The organism is Neptunomonas marina (genome assembly GCF_004005935.1).
Lineage (GTDB): Bacteria > Pseudomonadota > Gammaproteobacteria > Pseudomonadales > Balneatricaceae > Neptunomonas > Neptunomonas marina.
In genome coordinates this window covers 205,383-218,225 of the sequence record NZ_SACQ01000007.1, presented here as the reverse complement: position 1 = coordinate 218,225, position 12,843 = coordinate 205,383, and the positions used below count along the sequence as shown (strand labels likewise).

Here is a 12,843-nt window from a genome sequence, read left to right as displayed (position 1 = left end):
GAACAGTTGACTGATGTCGGTAAGAAACGTTCGGATGGGCAGCGGCTGTTGTTAAGCCGCTGTTTTCCAGATCAAGGTTGCCATACGGCCTGTGGTACGGTCACGCCGATAGGAGAAAAAGCGCACGGCATCCGTAAAGGTGCACAAACCTCCACCATAAACCTGTGTGACACCAGCCGCAGCAAGGCGTAATCTAGCTAAGCCATAGATATCTGCCAGCCATTTGCCCGCATTTGCAGAGGGAACAAAGTACTGCTCAGAAGCGGGCAGATATTGGCAAAACCGCTCACGCACCTCATCGCCTACTTCGAACGCAGCAGGCCCAATAGCGGGTCCTAGCCACACAGACGTATGAGCACGCTCAAATGCTTCAAGGGTTGTTTCAAGCACGCCATCGGCCAATCCACGCCAGCCAGCATGAGCCGCACCGACACGTTCACCATCGGTAAAAAGCACCGGCAGACAATCAGCGGTCATAATGACGCACGCCAGTTGCGCTTGCGAGGTGTAGCAAGCGTCCGCTTCAGGAGCGATATGCAGAGACACGGGTAACGCCTCTATACATCGGGTGCCATGTACCTGCGTTAGCCATTGCGACTGCTCAAGATCGAGCTGCTCTAGCAACTGAGCACGATTCGCTGCAACATGACTTGGCTGATCCCCCACATGGTCACCGAGGTTAAGGCCGGCGTACGGCCCTTGGCTATATCCACCGATGCGCGTTGTTGCCACAGCTTTAATATGGCTTGGCACAGGCCAATGTGGGGTCAGTAGCTCCATCGCTAGTACTCGTCGTCGTTATTAGCTTTGTCTTTCGACAGCACATCGAGCAACGCGCTGAAGTCCTCAGGCAGATCCACTTCCCATGACATCAGCTCACCCGTCACCGGATGCCAAAGCTCAAGCTTCTTGGCATGCAACGCTTGGCGCTTAAAGTTGCGCAGCGCCTCTTGCATCGCCTCACTGGCCCCTTTGGGTAAGCGGAAACGTCCGCCATATAACTGATCACCCACTAGCGGATAGTTGATGTGCGCCATGTGGACACGAATTTGGTGGGTACGGCCAGTCTCGAGCTTCAGACGGATATGCGTATGGGCGCGGAACTTAGTCAGCATACGGTAGTGCGTCACCGCTTCTTTACCTAAACCAACAACCGCCATCTTCTGACGGCTCTTAGCATGGCGGCCCATCGGCTCATCCACACAACCTCCGCCGGTCATCACACCTTGTACGACAGCTTCATATTCACGGCCCATGGAGCGATCTTGCAGCTGAGCCACCAGCTCCGTTTGCGCTTGCAGCGTTTTCGCGACCACCATCAAGCCGGTTGTATCCATATCCAGCCGGTGCACGATGCCCGCACGTGGTACAACCGCGATATCAGGAAAGTGGTGCAACAGCGCATTCATGAGCGTACCACTGCGGTGCCCCGCTGCTGGATGAACCACTAGGCCCGCAGGTTTATTGACGACCAATATGTCATCATCTTCGTAGACAATATCGAGAGGGATATCCTCACCCACATGGTCTTCGATCTCTTCAACCTGCGCGGTAATAACGATCTTTTCGCCGCCAAAAAGCTTCTCGCGCGGTTTCATCTGCTTACCATCAACCGTCACGAAACCTTCTTTAATCCAGCTCGTTAAACGGGAGCGTGAAAAGTCGGAAAATAGCTGCGCTAATATTTGATCTAAACGTTGGCCGGTAAGATCACCGGGCACCAGCGCCTCTCGTTCTATTTTTTCAGACATCAATCTACCAATCGATAACAGCAGTGATTTTGCTTCGCCCGCCGTTGTGTTTAAATAAACTGTTTTTTAACCAATAACCACCAGTATACCTGATCCGGCGATGGTCGCCGAGAATCGGATGGTAACGTATCGGGATTAATTCATGCGGTTGGGAAGAGTTTTTAGCGTCATTGCAGTGTGCTTTTTTGTATCAGCCTGTTCGTGGTTTGGCGGTGATGAAAAGCGGCTACCAGACATTCCAGAGCAACAACTTTACGACGAAGCGATTACAGCCCTTGAGCAACAAGAGTATGAAACCGCTGTGGAAAAACTGCAGATGCTCGAAGCTCGCTATCCATTTGGGCGCTACTCCGAGCAAGCGCAGCTTGAGTTGATATTCGCATACCACAAAAATTTTGAGCCAGAGGCTGCTCGCGCCGCAGCAGATCGTTTTATACGCCTGCATCCCTCACATGAAAACATCGACTATGCGTATTATTTGAAGGGGCTAACCGCCTTTGAGCAAGATCAGAGTATGTTCCAGCGATTCTTGCCGATCGATATAGATCAGCGCGACCCCGGTGCGGCACGCAGCTCCTTCGAAAGTTTCTCAACTCTGATTAACCGCTACCCTGATAGCTCCTATGCACCCGATGCTCAAAAGCGCATGTTGTTTTTGAAAAACCGCTTAGCATCCTACGAGGTCCACGTCGCAAACTACTACATGAAGCGTGGTGCCTACATTGCGGCAGCTAACCGTGGCCGCTATGTGGTGGAAAATCTCAAAGAGACACCGGCAACGCCAGACGCCCTCGCGGTAATGTACCAAGCATACGAGCTGTTGGGTGAGCAACAGTTGGCACAAAGCGCCCGTGATGTTCTCTTGGCAAATTACCCAAATTATCCGCTGAAATCGTACAAGGTTAAGAATACAAGCTTACTGGAAACCGCGACATTTGGTCTGTTTGGCTCCGAGAGCGAAGCCGACGATCCACCGCGCCCAACAACAGAAGATAAGCAAGGCTTAGAAAAGCCAGAGAATGAGGCGCAGAAAGAGCAAGAAACCAAGCGCCCTTGGTATCACAAAGCCACCTTCGGTATCTTTGAATAAAGAGGCACACAATGACCGCAAATGAGATCATCCAAGCGATGCATGTACAGCCTTCCATCGACCCAGCCCAAGAGGTCGAGAAGCGCGTTGCCTTTATCAAGCAACAACTACGCGCATCAGGTCAGCAGCACCTTATTTTGGGCATCAGCGGTGGCGTGGACTCCTCAACTTGCGGGCGCTTAGCGCAGCTCGCGGTTGAGCAACTCAATGCTGAGGCCGACAGTGCACCCTACAAATTTATCGCGGTTCGCTTGCCTTATGGTGTTCAGCAAGATGAAGAGGATGCCCAGCGCGCGCTCTCTTTTATCCAGCCCAGTGAGACACTCACGATCAACATTAAAGTAGGTGCCGATGGGCTACACAACGAAGTGACCGCCGCCCTTGGCAGTTTGCTGGAGCATAGCGATGCTCATATCGACTTCGCCAAAGGCAACACTAAAGCCAGAATGCGGATGGCCGCTCAGTATCAAGTGGCCGGTATTTTGGGCGGTTTAGTACTTGGAACAGACCACTCAGCTGAAAACATCACCGGCTTTTATACTAAGTGGGGTGACGGGGCTTGCGACTTAGTACCACTATTCGGTTTAAGTAAGCGCCAAGTACGCCAATTAGCCGACTACTTGGGTGCACCAGAAGCCTTAGTTCACAAAACACCGACGGCCGACCTTGAGTGCTTAGAACCACAGAAAACCGACGAGTCCGCGTTAGGTTTAACCTATGACGAGATTGATGACTTCCTCGAGGGCAAGCCGGTTAGCTCGTCAGTTCAGGAGCGCCTGATTGAGATCTATACCAAAACAGAGCACAAACGCCAGCCGATCCCAACAATCTATGATTGATCGAGCACTTAGCAGCAATAAAAAAGCGCCATTCGGCGCTTTTTTTGTCTAGTTCATTCGCCCTGCTAATTGGTAAGGCTGCGGATCAATGACCGGATCACGCCCTAACAAGAGGTCAGCATGTAGACGTGTCGACGCAGGAGCCAACACTAACCCATTACGGAAGTGGCCAGCATTAACTGACAAGCCCTGCCATTCTGGTACCTCGCCAATAAAGGGAATACCCTCTGGAGAGCCAGGACGCAAACCAGCCCAGTGATGCTCGACATCGTAGTTTGCCAGCTCAGGAATAATACCTATCGCGGTATCGCGCAGCGACGTGAAAGCCACGTCTGTCGTCTGCTTATCAAACCCTTCATACTCCAATGTGGAGCCCACCAGAATGCGCCCATCATTACGTGGGATAACATAACGCCCGCCCATCAGCACAACCCGATTAACCAGCCCAACAGGTGCATTAAAGACCATCATTTGCCCCTTGACCGGCTCCACCGGCAAGCTCACATCAAAACGCTTGAGTAACTCGCCCGTCCATGCCCCGCTGGTAACGATAGTATGAGCTGCCTTGATCTCTACGCGTGGTGTTTTCACGCCCAAAACCCGCTGCCCATCACTCAGCAACCCCGTAACCTCACTATGTTCATGTACAGTAATGTTAGGGTTTAAGACCACGCTTTGCTTTAATGCTGCGCCTAGTCGCGGGTTGCGAATACTGCTTACTTCTGGCATCCACAATGCAGAGGTATGCCCCGGAGCAAAGTTAGGCTCTCTATTATAGAGGTGCTGTGCATCAACGCGCATCATTGGACGATGGTGCTGTTGCGCCCATTGCAGCGCGTCCTCTTCATCATCCACAGCAACCATATACATACCACGCTGGCGCAACTCAGGATCCAGTCCGGTTTCCTCTAGCAGATCTTGAGAAAGGTGCAGATAACTCGATTGAGACCATGTCGCCAACTGTGTCACTGGCGTTGAGTAGCGCCACGGATAAAGTGGGGAGACGATCCCGCCTCCTGCCCAAGACGACTCGCGCGCACATTCGCCCTTATCAATCAGTGCGACTGTTGCATCTGCCTGCGCCAACTCACGCGCTAGCATCATACCGATAACGCCAGCACCCACGATTGCAAAATCATTCACTCTATTCACCACCAAACTACCAGTTTTGCTCTGATCGAATACGACCAACATTGTTGAGGACGAGTTTCTTTTGATAACCACTCGCGGTATGCAGCAACTCAAACGTACCGTTGGCAAGCGCTGGCCGGCCTGAGCCTGCATAGACTAAGTAATCACCGCGACCCCAGCTTACTGCCAGCCCCGCGGAGAAATCAACTTGATAGATCAACGTATCGCTCCCTGGCGTAAAGCGCCTATCGCGATTGGCATCATGGAAGACTAGCATCCCGTGCTGCCAAGGCTTGCGCCCTCTGCCTGATGTCCCCGCACATTGGGAAACGCCATCTGCAACACTGCACACGTGTAGCGCATTACCTGTTTTGACAGCTTCAGAGCGGGCCTGGCGAAGGACTTCTCGTACCTGCAGGCTCCCCGTATTGAGATCGATTTTAGCGATAAGGTCGGTGAATGCAGGAACCGCAACCGTAATCAGCACGATCGCGACTGTAGTGGTCACCATAAGCTCAATGAGCGTAAAGCCGCATTGAGCACGCGAGGTTTTGATATCCATATCCCTTCCAACATCCTTGTTGTCCGTTCAATGAGTGAGGCTTTTCCGTTGCCTACTTCGAGTCAGTGCTCACCAAATCCATTTGGTATTCCTAGCACTGAAATTACATACTACTGCCAACAGTAAGCGACATCCTTCGAACCGGTTTCAGATCGCACGCCTAGGTTGTTAATACCCAACGTGCCGCATTTACTATCTCCCGATTGAGCCCCCTTTGGCACGGCAGTAATCGTGTAGGTTGTGCCTGCGCCGTTTACAACAGGTAACGGGAAGTTGTAACGATCCGCTAAGTCGTTTGTACAGCCGCTTAACGGCCAATCCGCAGCGCCAATGGCATAGCTCATCGGTGTTGCTGTCGCAAACCGGCGCTCCATACCTTGCCCCAACTCCAGCAAACACCCTGTTGCAGTAGCACGCCATGTATTTAGCACATGCTCTTGGTAGCTCGGTAACGCAACGGCTGCCAAGATGGCAACGATAGCGACCGAGATCATCAACTCAATCAACGAGAAACCGAACTGCTTCATTCCGTAAAGACCTCGATTTTTGTAATTAGGGGTAGCTGCTTCTTTTTGCCAACTGTGTACTCAAACTTGATCTGCATATTTCGCTTGAGAGACATTACGGAAATAGGCTTACCCATCTCGGTTACCGGGGCATATTTAGCGATCTTATAGCGATCCCCTTCAATCACCAGCTCGCGCTTCTCCGCGGTAATTTTGATCTTTTCGATTGAGCCCATAAAGAACAGCGGCTTGGCAGAGGCCGTTGCACTCGCTAATGCAAGTATCAACACCAATGTCCACCGGTAAAGATTCATCATTGTGTGACCTCCTGCCAAGACTGACGGTTTTGTAAAAGCGCGTTTGCGTTTGCTCCCAAGCGCTCTAAGCCAAGATAGATCTGTTCACCAAAATCATCCACCATGGTATTGAAGCCAGCGGCCTCTCCCACTTGGACGCCCGTGTAAGGGCCGTCTTTAGCATCAAACTTACCATCTTCGTAAAGATCCCAAGTCGATTGCAGCTGCTTGCCATCTTTACTACCAAGTTGATAGATCCAAGAAACACCACCAGGTAAACATTCATCATTTCCGGGTGTTGTGGAGATAAAGAAGACTCGATCACCGCGCACTTCAGGCGCGTTAATAACACGCTCCCCGTTTTCAGTACCATATTTCAGATCGAGATACCAACCTTGCTCATTTGTCATCGAGTAGTCAGAAGTCTCTCTCACCAGACGAGGCTCGGTCGTATCATCAGCGGGGTCATCAGTACCGTTTGTATCGGTAAATGTTGCCGTTTTCTCAGATGTAATAACCTGTTTAAGGAGATTGCTTCGTGATACCGGTGCGCCTTTATCTAGGATGCCATAAAGGCTCTGTAACCCGCCGGCTGCTGCATTGTTATCATCGATCTCTAGGTGTTTACCAGTTCCGAAGAACACCATCAATCCAACACCATCACTTGTAAAGCCAGTGGATATACCCGACGTTATCGGCTGAGTTGTACCACAACTGCCGCTTGGGCAGGCCGTAAATAGTTTATAGCCTAGTTTCCAGCTAGAGGTTGAGCTGCCAGTGACATCAAACTTCCAAACATTGCCGAATAGATCTCCAGCGTAGATGTAATCCGCTTTAAAGTCGCCATCGACATCAACGGGTGTCGCCGTTGATATACCATTAGGCCGGTTCTTACCGGTCGGATCGGCACTCGCACCCACACCAGTATTGAGCTTAATAAAGTTTTTGCTGGCAAGGTCAACAATGTAAACAACCGCGTTACCCGTCCCGCTGACATGATCGTCGCTCACGGTGTTGTTATAGCCATTGCCAAATACAGCGTACCAACGGCCATCTTGCATCTTAACGATCTTTGGGCGCCCGTAAACATATCCAAGGTCAGCATCGTCGGCGTCAGTGAACTCCCACATGAAAAGGTTCGCAGCATTGCTATCTGACTCACCGAAGCTGGCGGGGTTAGTTACATCAAGGGCATAAACACTTTGCGCACCTTTACCTAATCCACCTGTCAGTACCGTTCTCCATGCACCATTCACGAACGCATCAACAACCGTTGGCGTCGCGTCTACAAAGTAGCGGTGGGTATAACCGGTATCAGCCAGCTCTTTCAATCTCGGTAACAAAGACCCTGGGACAAACGCCATACGCTCCACCCCAGTGTTGGCATTAAAGCCATGCAACATACCATCGTTTGCGCCGACATAGATCATGGGTTCACGGTTGCGATTCGCAGCAACAAACGATGAGTAATCAGGCCCTTCTAAGCTATCTTTATATCGCCCATTAGGACGCCCTTTGTACTGAGGTGCAGAGTTAACAATATCTGCTAATGCGGAGGTTCTTGTCCGGTAACCGCTGACATCGAAACTAGCATCGCTGGTGTTGCGCCCACGTAGATACTGCAACATCGCCTGCTCATCATTGAAGAACTCTGTACGCTGAGCGGCGTTGAATGTTCCCCAACGAAAGCGCTTACCGCTATTCCCTAGGTTGGTAAATATACGCCGTGAGTTCCACTCGGGCATCTTATCCTCTGCACTCCATTGCGCACCTTGAGGACCGCTACCACTGGTTAAAATATCACCGTAGTTCGGGCTCGTTTTATCTGTCTCAATCCCAAAACTCAGCAGGTCACCGCTCCAATCAGCGGTATGGAACTTCGCTTGATATACCGATGATCCAGACTGAACACGCCCGGTATTTGCCGCAACAGCCGTGGCACTCGTGGATTTATCAGAGATATCCAGCAGCGCCCGTTTAAGAACGTCAGTTAACTGTTGAGCATTGGTGGCGGTGAAGTACAAACCGTTCCCGTATTGCGCGGCATCTTGCAACATATTGTTTTGCGTCGCAAACCCGACGGTATAGGTGTACATGTTCTGTACTTTGAACAATGGGTCGTTGTAGCTCTGCCCCGAGTTATCTGGGGCAGTGGTATTTTTAAAGTCGATATCCCAAGCGAATTTGGCTATATCGTCCAAATAAAGCGTGCCACCTTCGCCGTCACTGCTGGCATTGTAGCCATCAGAGAAGTGCGGGAAGTTTGGGTACTGGCTTGAGCTCGTAGCGGGATGCAAGCCATCCCAATCAGGAAACGCATTGCCTGCTGGCACATCCTTATCGCCAGAAGGGAAGCTTGTTGGGAAAGTTCTGTCACGGGTTGGGAAGCCATCGGTAATGGCTATCGTAAAGTTTGACTGGCAGCGATATTGAATGGGACTTGTGTATGAGACATTACGATAAGGGCTCGTCATCCCACGGAAATAACGAGTCACCTCATAGAGGGCTTCGGCCAATGGCGTCCATGTGCTAGCGGTATAGCCGGATATAGAGCTAATAATACTAGTGGTGTTAGCTCCACAAGACTGATCAACGGTAGCACCGTCGTTGGAGCTATTAAAACGTGCCACACCAAAGCGCATCTTAGGGGTATTTTGTACGATATCTGAGGCTACCTGCTTTGCCACCCCCATACGCGTCTGCTGTGGAAAGCCCGCAACAGTACGAAGGTCTGTACCACTGGGGTACTTATCCAGTAGATAGTTCAGATACTCGCCGTAATAGCGAGTACTCCCTGTCCCTTCCGGTGTTGGCGCAATCATGCACTTGTAAGGGCCTGAGCTCGACTTACGAAAGCGCCTGTAGGGCCAAGAACAACTACCATCATCCATGTAGCTAAAATAATAGGTGCTACCATTATTTATCCAATAATAGTTACCGTTAGTACGCAGGTACTGCCAGCGATCAGAATTTCCCAGCGTTCCGGGAACAAAGCCATCTTCAAACACCATGTTGTTCATGCTGCCCGAGTTATCCATCAGCAACATGACATTCGGCTCAACACTACTCGAGACAGATAGCGGGGTATCCGCCAAATCTAGCGGCGCTGCGGAAGAGTGCGCTGAATACACCAGCGCACAGGCCAGCAGCAAACGGTATGATGAGTTATTTCCCGACACAGACTCTCTCTCCCTTTTATTCGAACCGACGTGAAAATAGTGTCTGCAAGATGGACTCAGATACGTCCGTACCGCCTGCAGCTTTTGATGTGACACGGTAGTAGTCTAGCCCCGGCTGCTCACCATCTCCGATATCAGCACTAAACGGCGTAAACGCTACATACTCCACCAACACTTTCGGCTTGGCCTTCAAGCCCATGCGATCAAAATCAGTTTGATCGGAGACTGGCGAGATCACAGCGTTGGCCATATTTTTAAAATCACCATAGTCGATCGCCCGAGCATCCCAGTCAGCCGGGCTGTTAAAAAGCATATCTCTTACATTGACTGCGGAGTTCTCTTCGGAGTTGATAATACGGCAGCTCGACGTACATCCAGCCCACGTATTCCCTTTCTCGATATTATCCAAAGACTGTAAAAAGCCCCGCTCCACATAACGCAAAGCGAGTTCACTGTTCTGGAATGCCATTTCGGAGTCGCGCATATTCGCTGTCATTTTGTCCTGCATGCCGGTCCCTTGCATGGCACTTACACCGATCATTGTTAACAACAGCATCATCACAAGACCGATAATCAGCGCCGCACCGCGCTCTTTCCGTGGATAACGATATTCAGCCAACTTCATACTCCTCAAATTCTTAAGGCACCTTATTACGCAATGCAACAGTTGTGGAGAACATGCGATAGAGGCGTCCATCAGAGATATCAACGCCATTAAAAGGCGCAGGCAGTGCAGCAGGAGGGTCAGATACAAGCCCCGGCTCACCAGCAGCAAGCAACAGATCTAGCTTCACTGCAACAATACCGCCCGATGACCACTCAGCGGCAGTAATCGCAGTGGCATCTGCAAAGCGATTTGGAAACCGGTCGCTGTCTGTATCGACACCATATTGAATATTCAGGCCCTCGACATTTTCAGCGATCGCCGCGTTGTTACGAAACAAAGCTAGCTGCCCATTCGCAGCCGCATCTGGCGCAACATAATAAACAGCAAGCCCTGCGGGCGTTTCACTGCCATCCACCAGCATGGCATCGCTGACACGACCATTAACACTGTTGGCCGCAATTTCAGGCGTCGAGGGCTGACCTTGTTCAACACCAAACACACTGCGCTGGTTCAAGTTTTTCAGGACACCATAGGTGCCAAGAAAGTCATCGAAGCCTGAGGAGCGCAAATCAGTTTTCATGATTTCAAGGGCGAAACGGCTTGTCTCTTGCACTCGAAACAACGCATCCTGCAAACGATATGTTTGGTTCGATGAAAGAAAAATATTGATCACGCCAGTCATGAGCACCAAACCGAGGAGCATGGCGATCATCAACTCGATCAAAGAGAGACCTTGCTGCTTTGCAAAGCGCATATTTAATGGGGTCATAGGCTCGTCAGGAAGTTGTACACTGCTTCCGCTCCGTTGGCGTTGTCTCTGTCTTCGTCCCACCATATGGCAATTTCAAACTCAACCAAGTCGCCGTTGACGTTAGTGGTAATAGCCCCTTGACCACCGGGGAGCTGATTCGCCACTTCACCTAACCACTCAGTAATTTCTGCATCAACAGGCGCGGCATTACCCGGCGCAGCCGCACCGCGCGCATGGTCGAAATCGCCATCCTCAGCCTCCTCTTGATGGCTGCGAATCCGATCTGACATGTCGTAAGCAAGGTTGATAGCGATTGTGCGCTGATAAGACTGGGTATTCAGGCGTACTGCATCAAACATGAGCGTTGCCATACCAACAAGCCCGACCGAGAGCACCAATACCGTAATCAGCACCTCTAACAACCCCACTCCACGCTGCCTGTGCAGATGAGGTAGCGTGTCGACAACCGCGGGACATCTAAGGGCAGTTTGTTCGTGTAACACTGACTCTTCCCATCGCATTGATTCGAATAACTCGCTGCGCATCGCCGGTACAGCCGGTGTAGCGCGCATTAATTCTGACAGGGCCTGCACTGGTGAGGCGCCCTGTACCGTTAAATTCTATCGTGGCATTTCCGTTCGCTTGCTGAATCGCTGCACCTGGCGGCGGTGCCATCCAGACCTGCAGTTGCGCATTGGCATCATCACGCATCGACCACCCTTGGTTCCAATCGAGCGTACAACCACCATTAGCTCCAGGGCACAACCGTACCGTCGCGTTGCGTTTGATCGCTTCGCTGCGGGCGGTATTGAGAGAGGTGACTAAATCGTTCGCGACGGTTGCCGAACGCAGATTGCGGATAAAGTCCACAAAGCTAGGAACCGCCACAGCGGCCAATATCACAGCAACCGACATCGTTACCATCAACTCGATCAGAGTAAAACCACGGTGGGCTGACTTCGTACGTTCCATTCTTTTCCATAAGTGCCAAAGTCCCTTTTCTGTTACATCTGCGATCCGTGCAAATATCCATAAGTTTAGGTGACAAGGCTGTGCACTTTGTGTACAGCCAAAATGAGTATAGGCTCAAACGGGCGTTCAAGCCATATTAATCAGAAAGGAATCTTTTGCATCATTGTGACGCAGATTAACTACAGAGGTTATTCACCTACCGAGAGGATTTCAACATCAAATTCGAGTGTTTGCCCAGCTAGGGGATGATTAAAATCAACTTCGACTTTGTTGTCGTCAAATGAGCGAATCACACCCGGAAGCTCCCCCGTTGGGTCTTGAAAAGAGACAACTAGGCCCGGCTCAAGCTCCATGCCTTCAAATGCACTGCGCTCCATCACCTGCATATTACTTGGGTTAGGCATGCCAAAACCGTTTTCAGGAAGGATCTCGTGGGTTTTACGCTCACCCGCTTTCATCCCAAACAATGCAGCTTCGAAGCCTGCCAGCATATTGCCATCGCCAATCACAAATGAAGCAGGGCCACCTGCAAAGTTATCGTCAACCACATCCCCTGACTTCAAGCGGATTGCAAAGTGAAGCGTCACTTTTTTCTCAGGGCCAACAACTATGTCTGTCATATTTACCTTCCTCGAATCACGATGCGCAGCTACGTGCGTTCATCGGCTTCGCTTTCAAAAAATATCATATCGATGATCATTAAAACGGTACCCACCGTGATGGCTATATCAGCGATATTAAAGGCCGGGAAGTAATGGACATCGTAGTAAACAGAGATAAAGTCAACGACATAACCCAGATAAACCCGGTCATGCAAATTGCCCAATGCTCCGCCGAGGATCAATGCCAACCCTGTCGCTAACCACCACTGACGCGGCTCAGTGCGCTTAAGCCACACTAATAGTACGGTACTCACCACGATAGCGATCACGATAAAAAACCAGCGCTGCCAGCCTTCTTCTCCTGCCAAAAAACTAAACGCAGCTCCCGTATTGTAGAGAAGAGTCATATCCAACCCAGTAAACACTGGATTCGGAACTCCGTAGCTCAACACTTGTTGCGCGTAGTCTTTGCTAACAAGATCAGCGACCACAATGAATGCGGTCAACCATAACCATTTTAGAGAACCCACAGCACCTTCCCATTCATTGGCCGATGC

15 protein-coding genes are annotated in these 12,843 nt (G+C 50.8%); 2 read left to right on the top strand and 13 right to left on the bottom strand.

Annotation, left to right across the window (positions count from 1 at the left end):
* Positions 1-51: 51 nt before the first annotated feature.
* Both pgeF and rluD read right to left on the bottom strand, forming a co-directional pair.
* Positions 52-780: a peptidoglycan editing factor PgeF gene (pgeF, locus tag EOE65_RS15105; RefSeq protein WP_127695205.1), complete on the bottom strand. Its 729-nt coding sequence runs from the start codon at positions 778-780 to the stop codon at positions 52-54.
* Positions 781-782: 2 nt separating this feature from the next.
* The gene (rluD, locus tag EOE65_RS15100; protein WP_127695203.1) at positions 783-1,751 is read right to left on the bottom strand and encodes a 23S rRNA pseudouridine(1911/1915/1917) synthase RluD; all 969 of its coding nucleotides are present in this window, start codon (positions 1,749-1,751) and stop codon (positions 783-785) included.
* 142 nt (positions 1,752-1,893) lie between these two features.
* Between rluD and EOE65_RS15095 the strand changes: the two genes are divergently transcribed.
* Both EOE65_RS15095 and nadE read left to right on the top strand, forming a co-directional pair.
* The gene (locus EOE65_RS15095) at positions 1,894-2,841 is read left to right on the top strand and encodes an outer membrane protein assembly factor BamD (protein WP_127695201.1); all 948 of its coding nucleotides are present in this window, start codon (positions 1,894-1,896) and stop codon (positions 2,839-2,841) included.
* An 11-nt stretch (positions 2,842-2,852) separates the two neighbouring features.
* Positions 2,853-3,680 (top strand): ammonia-dependent NAD(+) synthetase, encoded by an 828-nt coding sequence (gene nadE / locus EOE65_RS15090; RefSeq protein WP_127695199.1) that lies wholly within the window; start codon positions 2,853-2,855, stop codon positions 3,678-3,680.
* A 48-nt stretch (positions 3,681-3,728) separates the two neighbouring features.
* Here nadE and thiO read toward each other — a convergent pair whose 3' ends face one another.
* The 11 genes from thiO to lspA all read right to left on the bottom strand — a co-directional run bounded on the left by thiO (position 3,729) and on the right by lspA (position 12,816).
* Positions 3,729-4,823 carry a glycine oxidase ThiO gene (gene thiO / locus EOE65_RS15085; RefSeq protein ID WP_127695197.1) on the bottom strand — a complete coding sequence of 365 codons (1,095 nt, stop codon included), beginning with the start codon at positions 4,821-4,823 and terminating at the stop codon, positions 3,729-3,731.
* Between the two features lie 16 nt (positions 4,824-4,839).
* Entirely contained in the window at positions 4,840-5,373 is a 534-nt protein-coding gene (locus EOE65_RS15080) for a GspH/FimT family pseudopilin (RefSeq protein ID WP_127695274.1), read from the bottom strand.
* 110 nt (positions 5,374-5,483) lie between these two features.
* Entirely contained in the window at positions 5,484-5,900 is a 417-nt protein-coding gene (locus EOE65_RS15075; protein ID WP_127695195.1) for a type IV pilin protein, read from the bottom strand.
* Complete coding sequence (locus tag EOE65_RS15070) at positions 5,897-6,196, bottom strand: hypothetical protein (protein ID WP_127695193.1); 300 nt, start codon at positions 6,194-6,196, stop codon at positions 5,897-5,899. The genes EOE65_RS15075 and EOE65_RS15070 overlap by 4 nt, the downstream gene beginning before the upstream one ends.
* A complete protein-coding gene (locus EOE65_RS15065) occupies positions 6,193-9,354 on the bottom strand; it encodes a pilus assembly protein (RefSeq protein WP_127695191.1) in 3,162 nt (1,053 codons plus the stop codon). Before EOE65_RS15065 ends, EOE65_RS15070 begins: the two co-directional genes overlap by 4 nt.
* A gap of 16 nt (positions 9,355-9,370) precedes the next feature.
* Positions 9,371-9,973: a pilus assembly PilX family protein gene (locus EOE65_RS15060; RefSeq protein ID WP_164847124.1), complete on the bottom strand. Its 603-nt coding sequence runs from the start codon at positions 9,971-9,973 to the stop codon at positions 9,371-9,373.
* 19 nt (positions 9,974-9,992) lie between these two features.
* Positions 9,993-10,730, bottom strand: coding sequence for a PilW family protein (locus EOE65_RS15055; RefSeq protein WP_164847125.1), 738 nt, complete (start codon positions 10,728-10,730; stop codon positions 9,993-9,995).
* Positions 10,727-11,233 (bottom strand): type IV pilus modification protein PilV, encoded by a 507-nt coding sequence (gene pilV / locus EOE65_RS15050; RefSeq protein WP_276317530.1) that lies wholly within the window; start codon positions 11,231-11,233, stop codon positions 10,727-10,729. Before pilV ends, EOE65_RS15055 begins: the two co-directional genes overlap by 4 nt.
* Positions 11,190-11,684 (bottom strand): GspH/FimT family pseudopilin, encoded by a 495-nt coding sequence (locus EOE65_RS15045; RefSeq protein ID WP_127695272.1) that lies wholly within the window; start codon positions 11,682-11,684, stop codon positions 11,190-11,192. Before EOE65_RS15045 ends, pilV begins: the two co-directional genes overlap by 44 nt.
* 188 nt (positions 11,685-11,872) lie before the next feature.
* Complete coding sequence (locus tag EOE65_RS15040; protein ID WP_127695183.1) at positions 11,873-12,304, bottom strand: FKBP-type peptidyl-prolyl cis-trans isomerase; 432 nt, start codon at positions 12,302-12,304, stop codon at positions 11,873-11,875.
* A 29-nt stretch (positions 12,305-12,333) separates the two neighbouring features.
* Complete coding sequence (gene lspA, locus EOE65_RS15035; RefSeq protein ID WP_206052697.1) at positions 12,334-12,816, bottom strand: signal peptidase II; 483 nt, start codon at positions 12,814-12,816, stop codon at positions 12,334-12,336.
* Between the last annotated feature and the right edge of the window lie 27 nt (positions 12,817-12,843).